The organism is Candidatus Omnitrophota bacterium (assembly GCA_041650805.1).
Lineage (GTDB): Bacteria > Omnitrophota > Gorgyraeia > 2-01-FULL-45-10 > 2-01-FULL-45-10 > JBAZKM01.
This window is the reverse complement of the sequence record JBAZKM010000001.1, coordinates 235,035-257,500: the sequence shown is the minus strand read 5'-3', so window position 1 is coordinate 257,500 and position 22,466 is coordinate 235,035. Positions and strand designations below refer to the sequence as shown.

Annotated in this window: 23 protein-coding genes and 1 tRNA gene (1 of these 24 only partly in view); all 24 read left to right on the top strand. The window is 54.4% G+C overall.

Features of this window, described 5'->3' with window-relative positions; all coding sequences use genetic code 11:
- Window positions 1–1,087, top strand: the 3' portion of a protein-coding gene (locus tag WC515_01455) for a radical SAM protein (GenBank protein MFA5146037.1). Its footprint begins 359 nt before the window's first position; 1,087 of the gene's 1,446 nt are visible here — the last part of the coding sequence; the start codon falls outside the window, past its left edge; its stop codon occupies window positions 1,085–1,087.
- Window positions 1,088–1,089: 2 nt separating this feature from the next.
- On the top strand, window positions 1,090–1,602 hold the full coding sequence (locus WC515_01450; protein ID MFA5146036.1) for an O-acetyl-ADP-ribose deacetylase: 513 nt from the start codon (window positions 1,090–1,092) through the stop codon (window positions 1,600–1,602).
- The gene (locus tag WC515_01445; GenBank protein MFA5146035.1) at window positions 1,599–1,955 is read left to right on the top strand and encodes a hypothetical protein; all 357 of its coding nucleotides are present in this window, start codon (window positions 1,599–1,601) and stop codon (window positions 1,953–1,955) included. The genes WC515_01450 and WC515_01445 overlap by 4 nt, the downstream gene beginning before the upstream one ends.
- A 39-nt stretch (window positions 1,956–1,994) precedes the next feature.
- Window positions 1,995–2,567 (top strand): hypothetical protein, encoded by a 573-nt coding sequence (locus tag WC515_01440; GenBank protein MFA5146034.1) that lies wholly within the window; start codon window positions 1,995–1,997, stop codon window positions 2,565–2,567.
- 25 nt (window positions 2,568–2,592) lie between these two features.
- On the top strand, window positions 2,593–2,982 hold the full coding sequence (locus WC515_01435) for a response regulator (GenBank protein ID MFA5146033.1): 390 nt from the start codon (window positions 2,593–2,595) through the stop codon (window positions 2,980–2,982).
- Between the two features lie 13 nt (window positions 2,983–2,995).
- Window positions 2,996–4,600: a hypothetical protein gene (locus tag WC515_01430; protein ID MFA5146032.1), complete on the top strand. Its 1,605-nt coding sequence runs from the start codon at window positions 2,996–2,998 to the stop codon at window positions 4,598–4,600.
- The gene (locus WC515_01425; protein ID MFA5146031.1) at window positions 4,597–5,529 is read left to right on the top strand and encodes a glycosyltransferase family 2 protein; all 933 of its coding nucleotides are present in this window, start codon (window positions 4,597–4,599) and stop codon (window positions 5,527–5,529) included. Before WC515_01430 ends, WC515_01425 begins: the two co-directional genes overlap by 4 nt.
- 3 nt (window positions 5,530–5,532) lie before the next feature.
- Window positions 5,533–6,081, top strand: coding sequence for a hypothetical protein (locus tag WC515_01420; GenBank protein ID MFA5146030.1), 549 nt, complete (start codon window positions 5,533–5,535; stop codon window positions 6,079–6,081).
- Window positions 6,082–6,102: 21 nt separating this feature from the next.
- Window positions 6,103–6,351, top strand: coding sequence for a hypothetical protein (locus WC515_01415; GenBank protein ID MFA5146029.1), 249 nt, complete (start codon window positions 6,103–6,105; stop codon window positions 6,349–6,351).
- A 9-nt stretch (window positions 6,352–6,360) separates the two neighbouring features.
- Window positions 6,361–6,516 carry a hypothetical protein gene (locus tag WC515_01410; GenBank protein MFA5146028.1) on the top strand — a complete coding sequence of 52 codons (156 nt, stop codon included), beginning with the start codon at window positions 6,361–6,363 and terminating at the stop codon, window positions 6,514–6,516.
- Window positions 6,517–6,562: 46 nt separating this feature from the next.
- Entirely contained in the window at window positions 6,563–7,279 is a 717-nt protein-coding gene (locus tag WC515_01405) for a pseudouridine synthase (protein ID MFA5146027.1), read from the top strand.
- A gap of 14 nt (window positions 7,280–7,293) precedes the next feature.
- Window positions 7,294–7,542, top strand: coding sequence for a SemiSWEET transporter (locus WC515_01400; GenBank protein MFA5146026.1), 249 nt, complete (start codon window positions 7,294–7,296; stop codon window positions 7,540–7,542).
- 67 nt (window positions 7,543–7,609) lie between these two features.
- On the top strand, window positions 7,610–8,617 hold the full coding sequence (locus WC515_01395) for an NAD(P)H-dependent glycerol-3-phosphate dehydrogenase (GenBank protein ID MFA5146025.1): 1,008 nt from the start codon (window positions 7,610–7,612) through the stop codon (window positions 8,615–8,617).
- A gap of 58 nt (window positions 8,618–8,675) precedes the next feature.
- Window positions 8,676–8,753: transfer RNA gene (locus WC515_01390), tRNA-Pro, on the top strand.
- 35 nt (window positions 8,754–8,788) lie between these two features.
- The gene (locus WC515_01385) at window positions 8,789–10,096 is read left to right on the top strand and encodes a homoserine dehydrogenase (protein MFA5146024.1); all 1,308 of its coding nucleotides are present in this window, start codon (window positions 8,789–8,791) and stop codon (window positions 10,094–10,096) included.
- On the top strand, window positions 10,081–11,157 hold the full coding sequence (gene thrC, locus WC515_01380) for a threonine synthase (protein MFA5146023.1): 1,077 nt from the start codon (window positions 10,081–10,083) through the stop codon (window positions 11,155–11,157). The genes WC515_01385 and thrC overlap by 16 nt, the downstream gene beginning before the upstream one ends.
- A complete protein-coding gene (locus WC515_01375; protein ID MFA5146022.1) occupies window positions 11,154–12,377 on the top strand; it encodes a cofactor-independent phosphoglycerate mutase in 1,224 nt (407 codons plus the stop codon). Before thrC ends, WC515_01375 begins: the two co-directional genes overlap by 4 nt.
- Entirely contained in the window at window positions 12,362–13,585 is a 1,224-nt protein-coding gene (locus tag WC515_01370) for an aspartate kinase (GenBank protein ID MFA5146021.1), read from the top strand. The genes WC515_01375 and WC515_01370 overlap by 16 nt, the downstream gene beginning before the upstream one ends.
- Window positions 13,586–13,592: 7 nt before the next feature.
- Window positions 13,593–15,161, top strand: a complete 1,569-nt coding sequence (gene cimA / locus WC515_01365; GenBank protein ID MFA5146020.1) for a citramalate synthase — start codon at window positions 13,593–13,595, stop codon at window positions 15,159–15,161.
- 22 nt (window positions 15,162–15,183) lie between these two features.
- Window positions 15,184–15,609, top strand: coding sequence for a hypothetical protein (locus WC515_01360; protein MFA5146019.1), 426 nt, complete (start codon window positions 15,184–15,186; stop codon window positions 15,607–15,609).
- The gene (locus WC515_01355; protein ID MFA5146018.1) at window positions 15,606–18,392 is read left to right on the top strand and encodes a valine--tRNA ligase; all 2,787 of its coding nucleotides are present in this window, start codon (window positions 15,606–15,608) and stop codon (window positions 18,390–18,392) included. The genes WC515_01360 and WC515_01355 overlap by 4 nt, the downstream gene beginning before the upstream one ends.
- A 15-nt stretch (window positions 18,393–18,407) precedes the next feature.
- Complete coding sequence (locus tag WC515_01350; GenBank protein MFA5146017.1) at window positions 18,408–19,508, top strand: glycosyltransferase; 1,101 nt, start codon at window positions 18,408–18,410, stop codon at window positions 19,506–19,508.
- On the top strand, window positions 19,495–20,370 hold the full coding sequence (nadC, locus tag WC515_01345) for a carboxylating nicotinate-nucleotide diphosphorylase (GenBank protein ID MFA5146016.1): 876 nt from the start codon (window positions 19,495–19,497) through the stop codon (window positions 20,368–20,370). The genes WC515_01350 and nadC overlap by 14 nt, the downstream gene beginning before the upstream one ends.
- Before the next feature lie 99 nt (window positions 20,371–20,469).
- Window positions 20,470–22,455, top strand: a complete 1,986-nt coding sequence (gene uvrB / locus WC515_01340) for an excinuclease ABC subunit UvrB (protein ID MFA5146015.1) — start codon at window positions 20,470–20,472, stop codon at window positions 22,453–22,455.
- Window positions 22,456–22,466: the final 11 nt, after the last annotated feature.

The window sequence follows — 22,466 nt, the reverse complement described above, 5'->3', positions numbered from 1 at the left end:
CTATGCCGTGATCGGCGAATGCGAAACGACGTTCGCTTCATTTCTCGGGCAGGTCGGGAACGGCAACCGGAATCCGGAAGTCCCCGGCGTCATGATGACCGACCGCGGCAGGATACTCTATAAAGGCGCCGCGCCCATCCTTACGGATCTCGATGCCGCGCCCCTTCCGGACAGGGAACTGCTCAAGAATGATCTCTATCTTTTAGGCACACCGCATGGCACCAGGCGCTACACGTCGGTCCAGATGTCGCGCGGGTGCCCGTTTTCGTGCGTCTTCTGCGCGAGCGACCTGTATGGCAAAGTGGTGAGGAGGCGGAGCATCGGTAACGTTATCGCCGAGCTTGACAGCATCGTCAACCGGTACGGGGCCGAGCATATCTATTTTATCGATGACATATTGACGCTCGACAGAGGGTATATCATGCGATTATGCGATGCCATACAAGAGCACGGGTTGAAATTTACCTTCGAGGGCAGCTCGCGCGCGGACCTATGGGACGAGGAGATGGCCATACGGCTTAAGGAGTGCGGTCTTATACGCATGAGCTTCGGGTTGGAGAGCGTCGATGAAAAGATCAGGAAGATCATAAAAAAAGATATCCCCATGGGGTCATATATTGACGCGAACAGGATAAATAACCGCCTTGGGATCGAAACGACCAACTCGGTGATCATCGGGCTCCCCGGCGATACCCGCGAAAGCATCAGAGGGACCGTCCGGTATCTGTGCGCGCACAGGGAGATACAGCATGTTACCCTGAACGTCGCCGTTCCTTATCCCGGCACCGAGATGCTGAAGATGGCGGAACGCGGCGAATACGGGCTTAAACTGATCGAGCGGAGTTTCCGGAAGTTCCAGCGTTACGGTTCGGCGGTGATGGAGGTAAACGGCATGCGGGCGCAGGAACTGGTCGATATACAGCGGAAAGCGCTTTTGAGGATCTATTCCTGCTGGTGGAGGTGGATGCCTGCCTTAAGGCGTTTTGGCATGATTACGATAATGAGGACGGCTTTTAATGTAATGCTTTCTCTGGTGAAGCCGAGATCCGGGGGAGCCGAGTCCCGTATCGTGAACGGCGCGGGATAGAGATGGCAAGGATAGAGGTAGTGCTGGGTGACATAACCAAAGAGAAGGTCGACGCGATAGTGAACGCCGCGAATACCTCGCTCTTGGGCGGCGGCGGTGTCGACGGTGCTATCCACAGGGCCGCAGGCCCGGACCTTCTCAGGGAATGTGCGGGGCTCGGGGGATGCAGGACCGGAGAGGCGAAACTGACCGGAGGATATGGTCTCCCCGCCAGATTCGTTATACACGCTGTCGGGCCGGTGTGGCACGGCGGCAATACGAACGAAGTCGCGCTTCTCGCAAGCTGTTATTCGAATTCCCTCCGTATAGCGAAGGAGAACGGCATCAGGACGATAGCATTTCCCGCGATAAGCACCGGGGCGTACGCCTTCCCGCCAGAAAGAGCCGCCCGCATAGCAGTCAAGACGGTGAGAGAATTCCTGTCGGTGAACAGGGAGATAGATAAGGTTCTATTTGTATGTTTCGATCAGAAGACATATAATACATATAAAACGGAGATGAGGAAAGTAAGATGAGAAGATTTGTGCTGTATCTTATACGGTGGCAGCTGAGCACCCCCATATTATGGCTTGTGGTGAAGAATTTAGGCACAAGCCTGAAGGCAACGGTCATAGCAAATCTGATCGGGGGCGCCATATTCTTCTGGGTGGACAAATTCATTTTTACATCCAAGGCGGTCGAGGTATGGCATATAAAAGAAGGCAAATGCGACCAGTGCGGTGCGGTCTCGCGCCTGTGGCGGCTGGTGAAGACCGCCGGTTATGACAAGAGCGACTCAAAACCCAAGTTCCTGTGTATGAAATGTTCCAAAGAGAAGACCGACGAACTGCGGGCTAAAGGCATACCCGTCAGGGGCAAGAGCAGATAATAAGGCGGTTGGGGTCGAAACGGATAACTGGAGGGAGAGATGAAAAAGGCATTGATCTTTATGGGAATACTGGTCAGCGCGGCCTGTTCCACTGCGGCGCTGGCTCTCGATTTTTCCGCCGACATGGTCAGTACGACCAGGGCGGGTAGTTTTACAGGAAAGATATTCGCCGCCAAAGACAAGGTGCGCATGGATATGGCAGGCGCCGTTACGATAACGAGGATGGATAAGGATGTGGCATGGGTGCTTATGCCGCAGCAGAATATGTATATGGAGCAGAAGCTCGATCCCGAGAGGATAGCCGGGGCCACCGAAAAGATGCCGGGCGAGATGGAGCGCACGCTTGTCGGCAAAGATACCGTCGACGGCAAGATGACGGACAAATACCTGATCGTCTATACGTCGAAGGAAGGCCGGGCAACCGTATTCCAGTGGATCGACCCGGTTTCCGGCATCCCCCTGAAGACGGCCGCCGAAGACGGGAGCTGGTCGGTGGAATACCGGAACCTTATGGTAGGGGCCCAGGACGATTCGTTATTCGAGATACCGTCCGGGTACCAGAAGTTCGCAATGCCGGATATATCGGATATGATGAAAGGGATGCGGGAATGATACTGGATAGAACGCAGGGGTAGATATGGAAAAGCGGAAGATACTGATGGTGGATGACGAGGTAGATTTTGCGGATATGATACGCATGCGTCTCGAGAATACCGGTAAGTATGAAGTCGCGGTCCTCGCCGACACCAGGGATATCCTGTCGAGGGTCCATAAATTCAGACCCGATCTCATACTGCTCGATCTCCTTATACCGGATATAGGAGGCATGGAGGTCTGCGAGATGCTTGACAGGGACCCGCAGGGCATCGGGATACCCATCATCATACTCTCTGCCCTGGATAAAGATACGGACAAAAAAAAGGCATACAAACTGGGCGTGGTCGATTATCTCGTAAAACCGGTGGATCCGGACCGCCTGCTGGCTTCGGTCGAGAAAGCGATAGAGTCCAAGACGCGGGGTGAGTAAGGGTGCATGGATCATGAACGTTAGGGTAGATCATAAAGTGGGTCCCATGAAGTATGTCCTGATAGCCGCCGCAATCGTCTTTTTGCTCTCCCTGGCCGTCTTCGCCGTAAGGTTACTCTCTGTACTTGAATATTGGGACCTCTTCAGGACCGTCGGAGATGAAGAGCTCCATGTGTACGGCATCTGGAAGGTCCAGAGAGGGTTCCCGCTGTATGAATACCCCGACGCCATCTTCTATGGCCTGACAGGATATAATTACCTCTTCTACTTCTTTTATGCGGCCGTCCTCTCGGTCTTCAATATAACTAATTCCGGGATACTTCTTCACGGGAAGTTATTGACGTTGTCGTTCGCCGTATTCGGTTCTTTCATGCACTGGCGCCTGATGTGTTACCTGGCGCGTCCTTACGATAACCCGGCAAGCAGGGTATTTTTCGGTATTATCGCGTTCATAGTATGGTTCGGCACGCATATCACGGGATGGTGGGCTATGACGACCCGTCCCGATATACCCGCCGCGGCACTCGCCGTATCGGCGTTTTTTATATTCCTGCGCGGATACGACGAAAATTCTGCCCGGAAGATCCTGGCCGCTTCGGTACTCTTCTTCCTCGCGTGGTCTTTCAAACAGTCATATATATGGATATTCGCCGGGACGGTCCTGTACCTGCTGGTCCAAAAAAGGGACTGGAGACGATCGCTGGAATTGGCCGTCCCATGGTCTTTGATGGTGATGGCGGTCTTTCTTATAGGAGGCGACAACTATAAGATCAACACCGTTGCGGCGAACCTGGGGCAGAACCCTTCCCTGGCGCATTTCCTGTATATGATATCAAGAGGCTTGCTTGTCAGCCCTTTCTTCTGGGCATTCTGGCCGTATCTTCTTCTCGTTATACACAGGAGCGGCGGTTTTGACAAGATAGGGTTCGAGCGCGTCTTCCGTCAGCGCCTTGTCCCGCTGGTGTACATGGCCGTTATCGCCCTGGCGGGCAGCGGTTATGCGCTTACGCTCATAGGGACCAACAGGAACCAGCTCATCGAGGCCTCCATAGTCGCGTCGACGCTCTCGTCCGTGCTGCTCTCCGCGATGGTCTCCATGAAAGAGGGCGCTATACGATCGAAGGCCGCGGTAGCCGCAACGTCTCTCATCTTATGCATGGCCGTATTCCCGGCGGCCCAGCTCATATTTTTCAATAAGATCGGCTGCCTGGCCCTGGCCACAAAAGAGGAGCACAGGCAAAAGAGATCGCTGGGTCAGTACTTCGATACTCTCCCGAAGCCCCTCTTTAACAACATATACCCCTTCGATCTCCCGTGGTATTCGACGAACGGCGAATATCCCGTCGTGATCTTCGACGCCCTGGCGCACCTGCAGTTCAAAAAGCTGTATGGGGGAGGGATCTCCGGGCTGGCGGCTATAAGGCATTTCAGGTCCCTGGTCATAAATAGAGATGACTGTCATACCTATTACGCCGCCCTTAAGGCCGGATATACGCCCAGGAAGATGCCCGATATCGGTCTAAGTTATATGGCGCGGGAATGGAATTTTGTCCCAAAACTGCTCGTCCTCGTACTGGAGGATGCTCCGGGAGAGGCGAAAGGAGGTAGAGACCTTTGATATCAATAATATTTTCTTTTCGGAACGAAGAGGATGTCATCCCCAAACTCATAGAACGCGTACTCGCCGTCCTGGGACCGCTTAAAACGGAGTATGAGATGGTCTTTGTGAATGACTCTTCTTCGGACGGTTCTCTCGAGGTGCTCAAGGGGTTTCATGCCGGGAATAAAAATATCAAGATCATAAACATGTCCAGGAGGTTCGGCGTGGGCCCCTGCCTGATGGCAGGTCTGCGTAATTCAAAAGGGGATGCCGCTATCTATATGGATGCGGACCTGCAGGACCCTCCGGAGGTGATCCCGTCGCTTCTCGCGAAATGGAGAGAAGGGGCCGACGTCGTACATACCATCAGGACGGCCAGGGAGGGGGAGAGGGCATCAAAGATATGGCTCGCCAATATAGCCTACAGGGTGATCAATCTCTTTGCCGGCCTGAAGATACCGGAAGACGCAGGTGACTTCAAGCTGCTTTCCCGCCGGGCCATCGACGCGATAACCCGGGTAAATGAAGACGACCCGTATATGAGAGGATTGGCTGTATGGGTCGGTTTTAAGCAGGATAAGGTATATTATAAGCGCGCTCCCCGCCTCGCCGGAAGAGGGCACTTCCCTTTGATAAAGAGCATCGGCCCGGCCGAGATGTTCGTACGGGGCCTCACATCTTTTTCCGAAACCCCTCTCTATCTGTCGCTTTTGTCGGGCATCCTCGTAATGACAGCGGTCTTCGTCTATTTTGCATGGGCCGCGCTGACCGCGCTTATCGGCGCGTCCGGTTTTGACAGGCCGGGTCTTACTGCGGCGGCCATATTCTTTCTGTCGGGTGTTATCTTATGCGCTATCGGTGTACAGGGCCTCTATATCGGCCGCATATACCGCGAGCTGAAACAGAGGCCGGGTTATATAATAGAGAGCACCATAGGGATAGAGTAACTCATGATCATGAAAAAGCACGTCGTATCCGTAGCGGCGGTCCTTTTATGGGGCAGTTGCCTGCTTGGCAGCGCATATGCGGACGGGGAGGTGAAGAGCCTCAAGGAGTTCCTGTATTGGGACAACGGGAAGGTCAGGCAGTGTACGATCTACAGCGCCCAGACGGGCAAGATGAAAGCTAAGGTATACTGCGGGATCGGCGGCTCCATCGAACGGGTGGAAAAGTTTGACGAGCGCGGCAATATGCTGGAAGAGGCCCTGTACGATTCGAACGGCCGGCTGAAGCCGGGGATAGACGGATGGGCGGCTATGAGATGGCGTTACAGCGGCTCGCAGGTCATGCTGCAGGTATCGTATGATGAATTCGGGAAACCTATCGAGAGGAAGTTCTACAGCGAATCCGGCAAGCTCGTCATGAGGATATACAGGGACGATGATACCGTCAACCCGTATGTCAACGCGGCGATGTACATGATGCTGGGCAGCGGCAATATAGGTTACTACGATCCGCATGAGACGTTCGATGAGGTGACGCGGGTCATGGCGGAATGAACTTTAAAAAGGAGGCGGCGTATGGAAAAGGAGATAGGGAAGGTCGCGCATTATTTCGGTAAAGTGGGGGTCGGTATAATCGCGCTCAGTGACGGGCTTAAGATAGGGGACAGGGTGCATATCAAAGGCCAGACGGCCGACTTTTTTGAGGATGTCTCTTCTATGCAGATAGAGCACGTGGTCGTGACCGAGGCGAAGGCGGGAGAGAGCGCGGGGATAAAAGTTTCGCAGAAGGTCCACGAGGGCGACAGGGTATATAAAGTCACATAAGGAGAAGAGATGGAACTTAAAAGGAGCAAGGTCAGGATCTTCAAAATAAGAAATCGCAGGGGTTATGCGGCGATATTCGCCAATAACATTACGGAAGGCAGGAGCCCCGACCAGGCCTACGCCCGCATGGTGAAGGCCGCGCGGCGGAAGGGAAAGAGGCAGTGAGGAACGGGGCGGGTCCGGCGCCGGCGACGGGACCGGCTGAAGTGCCATGCGTCTGAACGCCTTCATAGCTAAAGCGGGTCTCTGCGCCAGGAGAAAAGCGGTCGCGTATATAAAAGAGGGAAGGGTGTGCGTCGGAGGCCGGGTGGTGCGCGAACCGTGGCACGAAGTAAAAGAAGACGCGCATGTGACGGTCGACGGCAAGGATGTCGGTTCGCAGAGAGAGGCATATCTGGCCTTCAATAAGCCGAAAGGCGTCACCGTAACGCTCGAAGACAGGTTCGCTTCCCGTAAGATCATCGATATGATACCGAAAAGATACGGCCGCATCTATCCGGTCGGCCGGCTCGACAAAGATTCCCGGGGCCTCATCCTCCTGACGACGGACGGGGACCTCTGCCACCGGTTGACCCATCCCAGGTTCGAGATCGAAAAAGAGTACGCGGTCTCCGTTGATTCCGCTGTCACAGAGGACCAGCTCGAGCAGGTGAGGCGCGGTATCGCGGACAAAGGCGATGTGCTGAACGTGCGTTCGTGCAAAATAGTGAGATCAGCGGGCGGCGTGACAGAGCTGGAAGTGATCGCGGCCGAAGGAAAGAAACGCCACCTGAGGCGCATCTTTAAAAAGCTGGGATTGAATGTGATAGACCTCAGGAGGGTGAGGATAGGCGGTCTGAAATTGGACGCCCTCGGTGAGGGAAAGTTCAGAGAGCTGGACAGGGAAACCGTCTATGACCTGACACTGGGAAAGGGGGTGTCAAAGTGATGGCGGAAAAGGAGATGATAAATCTGATAGGCTCTATAGCCGCCTTTTGCACGACGGTCTCTTTCCTCCCGCAGGTAGTCAGGATACACCGCACCAAACGTACGCATGACCTCTCCCTGCCGATGTATGCCATATTCTCCTGCGGAGTATTGCTCTGGTTATGCTACGGCCTGATGACGATGAGCGTCCCCATAATCACGGCGAATGCCATTGCCTTCATCCTGAGCATATATATACTCGCGATGAAGGTGAAGTATAAATAAGGGAATTGACGAAAGCCGGCCCCTTATGTTATATTAATTAGAATTATTTACTAAAATTATATCATATATGGACATACATAAACGTGTCTGCATAGTGGGTGACGGCGGTTGGGGGACGACGCTTGCGGTGCTCCTCTGCCGGAAGGGCTGCGAAGTGAGCCTTTGGGGGGCCTTCCCCGAATACGTCGAAATACTGAAAGAGAAGCGGGAGAACGTAAAGTTCCTCCCGGGCATCAGGATCGTCCCCGAAGTGCATATCACCGCCTCGCTCGGCGAAGCGCTGAGGGATAAGGATATGGTAATACTGGCAGTGCCGTCCCAGTTCATGCGCGGGGTCCTGACCATGCTCAAGATGAACGGCATGTCGGGCAAGGCATTTGTCAGCGTGACCAAGGGTATAGAGAATAAGACATTAAAGCGCATGTCAGAGGTCATAGAAGATGTCCTCGGCGGCGTCCCTCTCGCGGTCCTTTCGGGGCCGACGATAGCCCTGGAGGTGGCGAACGGCATACCGACGACCATCGTGGCGTCTTCCCGCGAAACGGCCCTGGCAAAAGAGGTGCAGGATATCTTCATGACCGAGCGGTTCAGGGTCTACACCTCCGGCGATGTGATAGGAGTAGAGCTGGGCGGCTCTATAAAAAATATCATAGCCATTGCGGCGGGCGCGGCGGATGCCATGGGTTTCGGCACAAATTCCAAGGCGGCGCTCCTGACACGAGGTCTGGCAGAGATCGTCCGGTTGGGCACGGCGATGGGGGCAAAGCGCGAGACGTTCTACGGCTTGAGCGGGCTGGGCGACCTGATGACCACATGCGTCAGCCAGTACAGCCGTAACAGGTGGCTCGGCGAGGAGATAGGGAAGGGTAAAAGGCTCAGCGAGGTCCTGAAAGAGACGGAGATGGTCATAGAAGGGGTGGCCACCGCGAGATCGGGATTTGAGCTTTCTAAAAAATATAAAGTCGAAATGCCAATAGTTTCGGAGATATACAAGGTCCTCTATGATAATAAAGACCCTAAGATCGCCGTCCGGGATCTGATGACGAGGCCGCCTAAAGGGGAAGGGGATTGTTAGTTGGGAGTTGGGAGTTAGGAGTTAGGAGTTGGGAGGAAAGGCGAGGAAGGTTTAGGATCGGGGCGTGGCTCAGCCCGGCTAGAGCACTTGCTTGGGGTGCAAGGGGTCGGCGGTTCAAATCCGCCCGCCCCGACCATTCCTGCCTCGCAGAGATCACAAAAAGGCGATGATATGAAAAAGATAAAGATAGGCATCATAGGGTTCGGGACGATAGGCAGCGGGCTCGTCAGGACGCTCTCTTCGAAACGGGCATACCTGCGCGAGAAGGCAGGCGTCGATATAGAGATAGCCAGGATCTGCGACAAGGACCTCAGATCCAGAAGGCCCGTAAAGGTCAGCCGCAAGATACTGACAAAGTCCATCGGCAAGGTCCTCTATGACCCGGATATATCGATAGTCGTGGAACTGATCGGCGGCATGAGGCCTGCCAAAGAGATAATCCTTGAGGCGCTCAGGCAGGGGAAGCACGTGGTCACGGCCAATAAGGCGCTCCTCTCCGAATCGGGATACGAGATATTCAACCTCGCCAACTCGCTGGGGCTTTGTGTGGGATTTGAGGCGAGCGTAGGCGGAGGCATCCCTATCATAAGGGCTTTAAGGGAAGGATTTGTCGCAAACAGGATAAATCTGATATACGGCATCATAAACGGGACGAGTAATTTCATATTATCGGAGATGGCGGAGGGCGGGCACAGCTTCAAAGAGGCGCTCCTGATCGCGCAGGAGAAGGGTTACGCCGAGCGCGATCCGTATCTCGACATAAGCGGGGGCGACTCCTGCCATAAACTTGCGGTGCTTGCGCTCCTAGGATTCGGTATCCCGGCGCGTCCGGCCGATATCTATACCGAAGGGATCACGGATATCGAAGTGAGCGATATACAATATGCCCGGGAGCTGGGGTACTCGATAAAACTTCTTGCGATCGCCAAACGGTGCGGAGACCTTATCGAGCTGCGCGTCCATCCTACGCTTATACCGGCCGGCCACCTGCTTGCGAACGTCAACGGTGTATATAACGGCATACTTGTGGACGGGGACCTTGTCGGGGAGAACTTCTTCTTCGGCGAAGGCGCCGGACCGCACCCGACCTCGAGCGCGGTGGCCAGCGATATAGTCGCGATCGCGAGAGGTATCTCCTGCCACAGGAAGAGGGAGAAGTGCGTGGTCTTCAAGAGGGATGTCAGCGGCATACACAGGATAGACGAGGTGAGGACCAGGTATTATATACGCTTCTCCGCGATAGACAGGCCCGGGGTGCTTGCCAGGATATCCGGCATACTGGGTAAACACGGCATCAGCATAGCGAGCGTTACGCAGAAAGAGAAACGGGCATCAAAGGTCGTGCCGATAGTCATGATGACACACGAAGCGCGCGAGAGCGATATGACGGACGCTTTGCGCGAGATCGACCGGATGAGCGCCATAAAGAAAAGATCCGTACGGGTGCGGATGGAGAGCGACATATGTACAGGGGCCTGATCGATAAGTACAGGAAGTTTTTACCGGTAACGGAAAAGACGCCGGTCATAACATTGCAGGAGGGGGATACCCCCCTGATACATGCCTCACATATAAGCGGTCTTGTGGGGGATGGGTTCGAGGTATACCTGAAATATGAAGGGCTGAACCCGACCGGCTCTTTTAAGGACAGGGGCATGACGATGGCGATATCGAAGGCGCTCGAGGAAGGGTCGAAGGCCGTCATGTGCGCGTCGACCGGTAACACCTCGGCGTCTGCCGCCTGCTATTCGGCAAGGGCCGGGTTGAAGTGCATAGTCCTTATCCCCGAAGGATCGATAGCGCTCGGGAAGTTGTCGCAGGCCATGATACACGGCGCTACCGTGATAGCGGTCAGGGGCAATTTCGACGACGCCCTGAAGATAGTCCGTGAGATAACGGAGAGGTTCCCTATCACCCTCGTCAATTCGATCAACCCGTACCGCATAGAGGGGCAGAAGACCGGTTCGTTCGAGATATGCGACGCATTGGGTGATGCCCCCGAGTACCATGCGATACCCGTAGGGAATGCCGGCAATATAACCGCCTATTGGAAGGGGTATAAGGAGTACAGGGAAAAAGGTATTTCGAAACGGCTGCCGAAGATGCTGGGATTCCAGGCCGAGGGCGCGGCGCCCATAGTTCTCGGTCACCCCGTAAAGGAGCCGAAGACGATCGCTACCGCCATAAAGATCGGCAACCCCGCAAGCTGGAAGCAGGCGGAGGCCGCGCGCGATGAATCCGGCGGTCTTATAGATATGGTTTCGGATGATGAGATAATTGAGGCCTATAAGGTCCTCGCGGATAAAGAAGGCGTATTTGTCGAGCCGGCGAGCGCCGCGAGCGTAGCGGGGATCTTAAAATTGGCGAAAAAAGGATTCTTCAACGAACAACGGACAACGAACAACGAACGACGAATACGTATCGTCTGTGTGCTCACAGGGCACGGGCTGAAAGACCCGGACAGGGCAATCGCGAGCGTCGAGAAGCCGCGTATCGTCAAGGCCGACTTCAACGTGATCGTAAGGGAACTGAAGTTATGAAGTATGCGATACTTGTAGGTGACGGGATGAGCGACCGGCCGATCGCGGAGCTGGACGGCAGGACCCCTCTGGAGGTCGCAAAGATACCGAACATCGCCGAGATAACAAAGGCCGGGATGATAGGGTTCGTGAAGACGGTCCCGCGCGGCATGAAACCCGCCAGCGACGTAGCGAACCTCGCCATACTGGGGTATGACCCGAAGACGTATTATACGGGCAGGGGGCCTCTCGAGGCCGCGAATATCGGCGTAGAGATCGGGAGCAACGAGGTTGCATTCAGGTGCAACCTGGTCACCGTACACAACGACACGATGGCCGACTACAGCGCCGGCCATATCACCGACAAGGAATCCGCGATATTGATGGAGTATATAAATGATAAATTGGGCACCGACAGGATACGTTTCTACCACGGCAAGAGTTACCGGAACCTCGCGGTGATAAAGACAAGGTCGCAGGGCGAGCTGGACGATCTGCTCAGGACGGAATGCGTCCCGCCTCACGACATAAGCGGCAAGGGCATATCGAGGAACCTCCCGCACGGGAAAGGGGCGGAGATATTACTGGATCTGATGGGCAGGTCCACGGATATCCTTAACGCTCATGAGATAAACAGGGTGAGGGTGGACCTGAAAGAGAACCCGGCTAATATGATATGGCTCTGGGGACAGGGCACCAATCCGAATATGCCCAGCTTCAAAGGGATGTTCGGCCTGGAGGGCGCCATAATATCCGCGGTGGACCTCGTTAACGGCATAGGAAAGCTCGTGGGGCTTGAGCCGATCGCGGTACCCGGGGTGACCGGGTACTATGATACAAACTATGAAGGCAAGGGGACATACGCGGTCGAGTCGCTCAAGAAGAAGGACTTCATCTTTGTGCATGTGGAGGCCCCCGATGAGGCAGGCCATAACGGCGACATGAGGGCGAAGATCGCCGCTATAGAGAATTTTGATAAGTTCGTTGTGGGGGCCCTGTGGGGTTATCTGAAAGATGCCGGCGATCACAGGATCATGGTCCTGTCGGATCACGCAACGCCGGTCTCCGTGAAGACGCATGTCTCCGATCCGGCGCCTTTCGTAATGGCCGGGAAAGGCGTGGACCATAACGGTTTTGACTCCTTCAGCGAGAAGAATGCGGAGCTCGGCAAGGTTAAGATCAAGAGCGGCGCGGCATTGACCGAGATGTTCATAAAAGGAGAAAGATGTCAAAAGGCATAATAGTGCAGAAATACGGCGGCACGAGCGTCGCCGATGTTGAGCGCATAAAGAATGTCGCCGGCAGGGTCGTGGAATCGAGCCGAAAGGGGTACGACGTCGTTGTGGTGGTGTCGGCGATAGGGGACACCACCGATAATCTTATAGAGATGGCCAAAAAGGTCACAAAAGAGCCGTCCGAGCGCGAACTCGACATGCTCATATCTACCGGAGAGCAGGTATCGTGCGCGCTCCTGGCGATGGCCATACATGAACTTGGCAGGGACGCCATATCTTTTACCGGGGCGCAGGTCGGCATCATCACCGATAACTCTTTCACCAGGGCGCGCATCATAGACATAAACGCGAAGCGGATAAGCGAGGAACTGAAGAAAGGGAAGATAGTCATCGTGGCCGGGTTCCAGGGAGTGAACCTTAACCAGGAGATAACGACGCTCGGCAGGGGCGGGTCTAACCTTACCGCGGTGGCGCTCGCGAAAGTCCTGGAGGCAAAGATGTGCGAGATGTATACGGACGTCGAGGGTGTCTTCACCGCCGACCCGCGGATAGTGAAGAATGCCAGGAAGATAGACCGGCTGAGTTACGAAGAGATGTTCGAGCTGGCGTCCCTGGGGGCGCAGGTCCTCCAATCCCGTTCGGTGGAGTTCGCCATGAAGTTCGGGGTCCCAGTACACGTCCGTTCAAGTTTCTCTTCGAAAGAGGGCACAATAATCTCTAAGGAGGTAAAGGCCATGGAAGATATAGTGGTGTCCGGGGTCGCGCTGACCAAGGACGAGGCGAAGGTCACCATCTGTGATGTCCCCGATAAGCCGGGGATCGCGGCAAAGCTATTCAAGGATATCGCTAAAGAGGGCATCAACGTCGACATGATCATACAGAACGTATCGCGCACAGGCGCGACCGACGTATCGTTCACCGTGCCGGGGAGCGACCTGGCCAGGACCGTGAAGACGGCAAAAGAGGTATCCCGCAAGATAGGCGCGGGAGAGGTCCTGATAGACAAAGATATGGCCAAGATATCCATAGTGGGCATAGGTATGCGCAGCCACTCCGGCGTTGCCGCTGGCATGTTCGAAGCGCTCGCCGAGAAGGGTATCAATATAGAGATGATATCGACGAGCGAGATAAAGATATCCTGCGTGGTGAGCAGGAAGCACAGCGAAGAAGCGGTGAGGGCCATACACGAAAAGTTCGGCCTCGGCAAAAAGTGAGGATCAGATGAAAGGGATAGAGCTGTACGACACTACGCTTCGGGATGGTTCCCAGTCGGAGGGTATCTCGTTCTCGGTAGCCGATAAGCTGAGGATCTGCGAGAAGATCGACGAACTCGGCATCCATTTCATAGAGGGCGGGTGGCCCGGCGCGAACCCGAAAGATATGAGCTTCTTCAAAAAGGCGAAAGACCTCCGCCTGAAGAACGCCAGGCTGGTGGCGTTCGGCAGCACGCGCCGTGCTATGACGAAACCGTCGCGCGACAAGGTGCTCAACTGGCTCCTGGAGGCCGGAACGGAATTCATCACCATCTTCGGCAAGAGCTGGGACCTGCACGTGAAAGATGTCTTCGGGGTTGAGCTCGATGAGAACCTCAGGATGGTGGAGGATTCCGTAGGGTTCCTTAGGTCCGAAGGTAAGAAGGTATTTTTCGACGCCGAGCACTTTTTTGACGGCTATAAGGGGAACAGCGCATATGCCATAAAAGTCCTCTCGGCGGCAGAGCGCGCCGGGGCGGAGAGGATAATCCTCTGCGATACTAACGGCGGCACCATAACCTCTCAGATATTCGAGATAGTGGAGGAGGTCAGGAGATCGATCAGGACGCCCCTCGGTATCCATACGCATAACGACTGCGAAATGGCGGTCGCCAATTCTATAGCCGCGGTCCAGGCGGGGTGTGTCCATGTACAGGGGACTATGAACGGTTATGGCGAGAGGTGCGGCAATGCTAACCTGGTCTCTCTCATAGCCGCGCTCAAGCTCAAACTCGATATCGACTGCGTGTCCGACCTGGCCCTGAGAGAGCTTACCGAGATAGCCCGCTTCGTCTCCGAGATAAGCAACATGAAGATGCAGGATAACCAGCCCTTCGTGGGCACCAGCGCCTTCGCCCACAAGGCGGGCGTCCACGTGAACGCCATATTGAAGAACCCGAAGACCTACGAACACGTTGACCCGCACCTTGTCGGGAACCATCGCCGGCTTCTCGTCTCCGAACTCTCCGGGAAATCGACCGTCTTGAAGAAGGCGGAGGAGTGGGACGTAGATATCGGCAAGGGAGGCAAAAAGTCGCGTAACATCCTCAAGGTCATGCAGGACCTTGAACATAAAGGGTACCACTTCGAAGCGGCGGAGGCCTCCCTGGAACTTCTCGTGAAGCGGATCATGAAAAAATTCAAAGAGTTCTTCGATGTGGACAACTTCAGGGTCATCATAGAGAAGAAGAAGGGCGGCAGGATGTCCTCCGAGGCCACGATAAAGCTCAAAGTGGGAAAAGAGGCGGAGCATACCGCCTCTACGGGCGACGGCCCGGTCAATGCCCTGGACAGCGCCTTGCGGAAGGCGCTTAAAAAGTTCTACCCAAGGCTTGCCGAGATGCACCTTACCGATTATAAGGTCAGGGTCCTGGATGAAAAGGCGGGCACCGCCGCGACCGTGCGCGTCCTGATCCAGTCGCAGGACAAGGACGACTCCTGGTGGACCATAGGCGTCTCGGAGAACGTCGTCGACGCATCCTGGCAGGCGCTCGTCGATTCGGTCGAGTATAAACTTTTGAAGGACAGCAAGGGATAATAGGGGGCGTCAGGGGGACCATATGATCAAAAGCGTGAAATTGAGCGAAGAGATCGTTGTGACCACGAAGAATAAGGTCGGCCTCCTGGCCGACATAGCGCTCTTATTGGCCGCCGAAGGCGTCAATATAGAAGCGGTGGCCGGATACGAGACAGGTTCTACGGCCAAGCTCCTGCTTATCACGAGCGCCAACCTTATCGTGGTCGGAGAGCTCAGGAGAAAGAAGTACAGATCGGTCAAGGAGATAGAGGTGGTGGCCGTTGAGCTCGAGAACAAGCCCGGCTCTCTCAAGGTGGTGACGACCGAGCTGGGGAATAATAAGATAGACATAAAACATCTCTACCTGACATCGCCTTCCGCCGGCGGGTCATCGAGGATGTATCTCGAGACAAGCGACAACGAAAAGACGATCGCGCTCCTTTCGAATTATATCGAGACCGGGGAATGATGGCAGAGCTACCCAAGGCATATAATCCTCACGATGTCGAGGACGGCATATACAGGTTATGGGAAGAGAAGGGGTATTTTCACGCCGGACCCGACCCTCGGAAGAGACCATATTCTATAGTAATACCTCCGCCCAATATAACCGGCATACTCCACATGGGCCATGCCCTGAACGATACCATCCAGGATATCCTCATACGCTTTAAACGCATGCAGGGCTTCGAGGCCGAATGGATGCCCGGCACGGACCACGCCGGCATAGCGACCCAGAACGTGGTCGAGAAGAAGCTCGCTCAGGCGGGGGTGAAGCGGGGCGACCTGGGCAGGGAAAAGTTCGTTGAAGAGGTGTGGAGATGGCGCGAAGAGTACGGCTCTACTATAGTGCGCCAGCTCAAGAAGCTCGGCTGCTCCTGCGATTGGCAGAGGATCCGTTTCACCATGGATGAAGGGCTTTCTGACGCGGTCCTGGAGGTCTTCACGAGATTATATGATAAGGGCCTCATCTATAAAGGTAATTACATCATAAACTGGTGTCCCAGGTGCCAGACCGCATTATCCGATGAAGAGTCGCAGCATAAAGACGTAGAGGGGATGTTGTATTACATAAAGTATCCGGTGAAGTCAGCTTTCAGCCGTCAGCCGTCAGCTATCAGCAAAAAAAGAAAAGCTGAAAGCTGTGAGCTGAAAGCTGAAAGCTACGTTATCGTAGCTACGACGAGGCCGGAGACGATGCTGGGCGATGTCGCTATAGCGGTAAATCCCAAAGATAAGCGTTATAAAGACCTGAAAGGCAAGACGCTCATCCTCCCGCTCATAAACCGGGAGCTTAAGGTCATATTCGATCCTATAGTCGATCTGAAGTTCGGCACCGGGGCCCTCAAGGTCACGCCGGCGCATGATCCTGTCGATTTCGAGCTGGGCAGGAAGCATGCCCTCCCCGAGATAAACGTGATGAACGACAATGCGACCATAAACTCTGAAGGCGGCGAATACGAAGGGATGGACCGTTTTGAGGCGCGCGAAGCGATACTCGAAGACCTGAAAGAACGCGGTCTCTTCGTGAGATCGGAGCCGCACCGCCACGCCGTAGGCCACTGCTATCGCTGCCATACCATGATAGAGCCGCGGCTCTCTCCGCAATGGTTCGTGAAGATGAAGCCGCTTGCCAAACCTGCTATCGACGCGGTCAAAAAAGGAAAGGTCAGGTTCTATCCCGAAAGATGGACCAAGGTATATCTCGACTGGATGGAGAATATCCGCGACTGGTGCATCTCCCGGCAGATATGGTGGGGCCATCGTATCCCGGTTTACTACTGTAAAAAGTGTATAAAGTCCACAGTCGATAGTCCACAGTCCACAGAGAAAACGAAGACCGTGGACCGTGGACCGTGGACCGTGGACCGGAGCGGGATCATCGTTTCGAAGACAAGGCCCGCGAAGTGCCCTGAATGTGGTTCGACGGAGATTGAGCAGGACCCTGATGTGCTCGATACGTGGTTCTCATCGTGGCTGTGGCCGTTCTCCACATTCGGCTGGCCGGAGAGGACAGAGGACCTCAAGTACTTCTACCCGACGCATACCCTGGTGACGGCGCAGGAGATCATATTCTTCTGGGTCGCGAGGATGATAATGGCGGGTCTGGAGTTCATGGGCGACGTGCCGTTCAGGCACGTCTATATACACGGGACGGTGCGCGATATTACGGGGACGAAGATGTCCAAGTCGCTCGGCAATATAATAGACCCGCTCGACATGATAAAGAAATACGGCACCGATGCTCTCAGGTTCAGCATAATATCGATCACGGCCCAGGGGCAGGACGTATTCCTGTCCGAGAGCAAGTTCGAACTCGGCAGGAACTTCGCGAACAAGCTCTGGAACGCCTCCAGGTTCATACTGATGAACCTGAAAGAGGAAGAGATCGGTGTGGATATGTGCGTCTTCTTCAAAGCTATGAAGCTGTCGCTTCCACAGAGATGGATACTCTCAAGGTTCTATTCCACCCTTTCCGCCGTAGGGGAAAGTATCGACGGTTACAAGTTCAACGAGGCGGCAAACTCCATATATGAGTTCCTGTGGCACGAATTCTGCGACTGGTATATCGAGATAGCCAAATCCTCTCTCGGCGAGAAGGCGACCCAGGTCATACTCTATAAGGTCCTGGAGAAGTCGCTCAGGATGCTCCATCCGGTAATGCCTTTCGTCACGGAAGAGATATGGCAGAAACTCCCGCGGGACAAGGACAGCGTTTCCGCTTCGATAATGACCTCTCCCTGGCCGCACGTTCAGGAAGAGATGATATCGAAAGATGCCGAGACAGATATGGGGACGATCATACAGCTGATAACGGCCATAAGGAATATGCGTGCCGTGTGGAATATAGAACCCCAGCGGCAGATACGGTCTCTCGTGAACGTAGCCGACAAAAAGGACGGACAGCTTCTTTCTGAGAACGTCGAGATCATAAAACGCCTTGCTAAGATATCGGATATAGAGATAGGGCGCATATCGAAGCCGGCGAATTCGGCTGTCACGGTGGTGCCGGGTTACGAAGTATACATGCCGCTGGAAGGCCTCATAGATTTTAAGAAAGAGAGCGAGCGCCTCAAAAAGGAAGGGGCGAGGATAGAACTCGAGATACGTTCCATAAGCGGGCGCCTGAAGGACAAGAATTTCCTGTCGAAGGCCCCGGAGGACGTAGTCAGGCGGCAGGATGAGCGCAGGTCCGAACTGGAGATCCAGCTGAAGAAGATAAAAGATAATCTTGTCAGCATAAAAGGTTAACTACGGGTATATGTTGTGAGAGTAGCCATAGTCCATGACTGGTTGGTGAATAAGCGCGGGGCGGAGCAGATATTGAAGGTCATACTCGAGATCTACCCGCAGGCCGATATATTCACGCTCGCCAACGACCCCAAAAAAACGTTTGAGACGTTCAGGCAGAAGAAGGTGACGACCTCTTTCATCCAGCATCTCCCGTTTTCCGGCAGGCATTTCAGGATGTACCTTCCGCTATTTCCCAAAGCCGTAGAGAGTTTCGACCTGCGCGGTTACGATCTCGTCATAAGCGTCCACCACTGCGTTGCCAAGGGCGCAAAAGCCGGGAAGGGGGCCAGGCATATCTCCTACTGCCTTACCCCCATGAGGTACATATGGGTCTACGAGGATGAATACTTCGGCCGTTTCAGGAAGATGGCACGGCCGCTCGTGCGCTATCTGAAGAGATGGGATGTCCGCACCGCGGCCAATCCGGATATATTCCTGGCTATTTCAAACCATGTCAGGGGCAGGGTGAAACGGTGTTATAATAAGGATTCCGAAGTCGTATTCCCGCCGGTCGACACGGGATACTTCCTGAACGAATCACCGCCGAAGAGGGAAAATTTTTACCTTATCGTCGGGGAGCTGGTGCCGTACAAGAGGACCGAGCTTGCGATACGGGCTTTCAACGCGATCGAGAGGCCCCTGGTCATCATCGGCAACGGCCCGTGCAGGGGACGCCTTAAGAAGATGGCCGGGAGAAATATAAAGTTCCTCGACTGGCAGCCGGCAGAATCCCTCAAAGATTATTACTCAAGGGCCAGGGCGCTTGTCTATCCCCAGAAGGAGGACTTCGGCATAGTCGCCGTCGAGGCTCAAGCCGCAGGTTGCCCCGTGATAGCTTATAAAAAAGGAGGCGCGCTGGATACGGTCGTTGATGGAGTGACCGGGGTATTCTTCGAAGGTAAGACGCCGGGGTTCCTGATCGAAGCCATAAGGAAGCTGGATACCATGCGCCTGTCGCACCGTGATATAGTAGAGAACGCGAAGCGGTTCGATAAGGAGATATTCAAAGAGCGGTTCATCGAAGCGGTGGAGGGGAAACCCGTCCCGCGCGAGGTTGAGTATGCAGTTAGATAAAGATAGGGCGCTGCCTATTATCAGGGCGGCGCTGAAAGAGGATATCGGTAAAGGCGACATCACGACAGACGCGCTTATAGGCAAATTCCATAGTTCCAAGGCCGTCATGATCACAAAAGAGGAATGCGTGGCCTGCGGGCTCCAGATAGCGGAATGGACCATGGGGGCCGTGGATTACAGTGTAAGGTTCAAGCCCAATTGTAAAGACGCAAGTTTCGTCGGCGCAGGCAAGGAGCTCGCTTTCATCGAAGGCCATGCCGCCTCCATATTGAAGGCCGAGCGCACCATGCTTAATTTTATCTCTTTCTTAAGCGGCATAGCTACGAAGACGAAGAGGTTTGTCGAGATAGCAAGGCCGTACGGAGTAAAGATCATGGATACGCGCAAGACCCTGCCTATCCTGAGGTACCTGGAAAAATATGCCGTCTCGATGGGCGGCGGTTCCAACCACCGCATGGGGCTTTACGACCAGGTGCTGGTGAAGGATAATCACATAAAAGTCAGGGGTTTGGAGCCGGGAGTTGGGAGGAAAAGAATAGAATTAAGAGACCTTGTCGAGACGGCGAGGAAGAAGAGCCAGAAGGGGACGGTGATCGAGATAGAGGTGACGACCCCGGAAGAGTTCAGCGATGCGCTGGCAGGCAAGCCGGAGATCGTCATGCTCGATAATATGAGCCCGCGCGAGATAAAGGCATGCGTCGAAATAAGGCGCATCTCGAAAACCCGGCCTCTCCTGGAGGCCTCCGGAGGCATCACTCTCGATAATCTTGAGGAATACGTAAAGACGAGGGTCGATATCATATCCGTCGGCTCGCTCACGAGCTCCGTGGATTCGATAGATATGTCGTTGGAAATAATATAATAGAGCTATCAGCTATCAGCTTTCAGCTGTCAGCTAAAGAAGCATACCTGCTGGTAGATAAGCTGAAAGCTGCTGAAAGCTGAAGACTGAAAGCTAATAATGTCCCAATTTAAACTCATAAGCGATTTCGAACCGAAGGGCGACCAGCCGGATGCCATAAAACGGTTGACGGAAGGCCTTGAGAGAGGATATCCGTTCCAGACTCTCCTCGGGGTCACCGGCTCGGGCAAGACGTTCACTATGGCAAACGTCATAGTGAATATCGGGAAACCTGTGCTCGTCATCTCCCACAACAAGACCCTCGCCGCGCAGCTTTACAGCGAATTCAAAGAATTCTTTCCCCATAACGCAGTCGAATACTTTGTGAGTTATTACGATTATTACCAGCCGGAAGCGTATATCCCGCAAACGGATATCTACATAGAAAAGGATGCCTCCATAAACGAGGACATAGACCGCCTGCGCCTCTCGGCTACCAGCTCGCTCATGTCGCGCGAGGATTGCATCATAGTGGCCAGCGTCTCATGCATATACGGCCTTGGGTCCCCGGAGGAATACGGCGAGATGCTGGCCGTACTTGAGGAGGGGCAGGAGATCTCCCGGGATGATCTGCTTAAAAAACTCGTCTCCATACATTACACCCGGAACGATTATGACTTCAAGCGCTCGACGTTCAGGGTCCGCGGCGATACGGTGGAGATATATCCTGCTTACACGAAGACTGCCTACCGTGTGGAGCAGTTCGGCGACAGGGTAGAGCATATCTACGAGATAGACCCGCTGAAGGGCGATGTGATATCAATGATAAAAAAGGTCGGCATATATCCGGCCAAACATTTTGTCACGACCCCGGCCAGGATCGAAGCGGCCATAAAGTCGATCGAGGAGGAGCTGTCCGGCCGTCTCGAAGAACTTAAAAGGGAGAATAAGCTGGTTGAGGCGCAGCGTCTCGGGTCCAGGACGCGATATGACATAGAGATGATGAGGGAGATAGGGTATTGCAACGGGATCGAGAATTATTCGCGCCACATGTCAGCCCGCCCGGCCGGGTCGAGGCCCTGGTGCCTGATCGACTATTTCCCCAAAGGGTTCCTGACCATCATAGATGAATCGCATGTAACGGTGCCGCAGATAAGGGGTATGTATAACGGCGACAGGGCAAGGAAGGAGACGCTGGTCGATTTCGGGTTCCGTCTTCCGTCCGCGCTTGACAACAGGCCCCTCAAATTCGATGAATTCGAGAACCTGGTGGGTAATGTAATATTCGTATCGGCTACCCCTTCCGATTATGAGGCAGGGAAGAGCGGGAAGAATATCATAGAGCAGGTCATACGGCCGACAGGGCTCGTGGACCCTCCCATAGAGGTGAGGCCCACCTCGAACCAGATAGACGACCTGATAAAGGAGATAAGGGAGCGTGCCCATAGGAAGGAGAGGGTGCTCGTCACGACCCTCACAAAGCGGTTGGCAGAGGACCTCGCCAGGTACCTCCAGGAGATGGGGCTCAAGGTAAAGTATCTCCACTCCGAGATAGACGCCATAGGACGGGTAGAGATATTGAGGGACCTGCGTCTAAAGAAATTTGACTGTCTTGTGGGCATAAACCTTCTGCGCGAAGGGTTGGACCTCCCAGAGGTCTCGCTCGTCGCCATACTCGATGCCGATAAGGAAGGGTTCCTGAGGAGCGAGACGAGCCTGATACAGGTGGCCGGGAGGGCCGCCAGGAACGTCAACGGGAAAGTCCTCATGTATGCAGATACGGTGACCAGGTCGATGAAGAAGGCGATAGATGAGACGACGAGGCGCCGTAAGGTGCAGACAAAATTCAACGAGGATAATAAGATAACCCCGCGGTCCATAGAAAAGGCGATACGGGAAGGGATAGAGTCGTACAGAAAGGCGCGCGAGATAGTGAGCGGCGCAGTAGAGGAGACGGACGATCAATATGATATAACTACGCTCATCTCGGAGCTGCAGCACGATATGGAGGTGGCGGCAAGGAATCTGCAGTTTGAGCGCGCCGCTGTGTTGAGGGACGAGATCGCGGAGTTAAAAGAAAAGATCAGAAAAAAGACAAATTCTTAATGGGGCTATCA

Excerpts from the sequence above, each read along its gene's own strand:
- WC515_01450 (MFA5146036.1), top strand. The coding sequence starts at position 1,090 with ATGGCAAGGATAGAGGTAGTGCTGGGTGACATAACCAAAGAGAAGGTC.
- WC515_01445 (MFA5146035.1), top strand. The coding sequence starts at position 1,599 with ATGAGAAGATTTGTGCTGTATCTTATACGGTGGCAGCTGAGCACCCCC.
- WC515_01440 (MFA5146034.1), top strand. The coding sequence starts at position 1,995 with ATGAAAAAGGCATTGATCTTTATGGGAATACTGGTCAGCGCGGCCTGT.
- WC515_01435 (MFA5146033.1), top strand. The coding sequence starts at position 2,593 with ATGGAAAAGCGGAAGATACTGATGGTGGATGACGAGGTAGATTTTGCG.
- WC515_01430 (MFA5146032.1), top strand. The coding sequence starts at position 2,996 with ATGAACGTTAGGGTAGATCATAAAGTGGGTCCCATGAAGTATGTCCTG.
- WC515_01420 (MFA5146030.1), top strand. The coding sequence starts at position 5,533 with ATGATCATGAAAAAGCACGTCGTATCCGTAGCGGCGGTCCTTTTATGG.
- WC515_01415 (MFA5146029.1), top strand. The coding sequence starts at position 6,103 with ATGGAAAAGGAGATAGGGAAGGTCGCGCATTATTTCGGTAAAGTGGGG.
- WC515_01410 (MFA5146028.1), top strand. The coding sequence starts at position 6,361 with ATGGAACTTAAAAGGAGCAAGGTCAGGATCTTCAAAATAAGAAATCGC.
- WC515_01405 (MFA5146027.1), top strand. The coding sequence starts at position 6,563 with ATGCGTCTGAACGCCTTCATAGCTAAAGCGGGTCTCTGCGCCAGGAGA.
- WC515_01400 (MFA5146026.1), top strand. The coding sequence starts at position 7,294 with ATGATAAATCTGATAGGCTCTATAGCCGCCTTTTGCACGACGGTCTCT.
- WC515_01395 (MFA5146025.1), top strand. The coding sequence starts at position 7,610 with ATGGACATACATAAACGTGTCTGCATAGTGGGTGACGGCGGTTGGGGG.
- WC515_01385 (MFA5146024.1), top strand. The coding sequence starts at position 8,789 with ATGAAAAAGATAAAGATAGGCATCATAGGGTTCGGGACGATAGGCAGC.
- thrC (MFA5146023.1), top strand. The coding sequence starts at position 10,081 with ATGTACAGGGGCCTGATCGATAAGTACAGGAAGTTTTTACCGGTAACG.
- WC515_01375 (MFA5146022.1), top strand. The coding sequence starts at position 11,154 with ATGAAGTATGCGATACTTGTAGGTGACGGGATGAGCGACCGGCCGATC.
- WC515_01370 (MFA5146021.1), top strand. The coding sequence starts at position 12,362 with ATGTCAAAAGGCATAATAGTGCAGAAATACGGCGGCACGAGCGTCGCC.
- cimA (MFA5146020.1), top strand. The coding sequence starts at position 13,593 with ATGAAAGGGATAGAGCTGTACGACACTACGCTTCGGGATGGTTCCCAG.
- WC515_01360 (MFA5146019.1), top strand. The coding sequence starts at position 15,184 with ATGATCAAAAGCGTGAAATTGAGCGAAGAGATCGTTGTGACCACGAAG.
- WC515_01355 (MFA5146018.1), top strand. The coding sequence starts at position 15,606 with ATGATGGCAGAGCTACCCAAGGCATATAATCCTCACGATGTCGAGGAC.
- nadC (MFA5146016.1), top strand. The coding sequence starts at position 19,495 with ATGCAGTTAGATAAAGATAGGGCGCTGCCTATTATCAGGGCGGCGCTG.
- uvrB (MFA5146015.1), top strand. The coding sequence starts at position 20,470 with ATGTCCCAATTTAAACTCATAAGCGATTTCGAACCGAAGGGCGACCAG.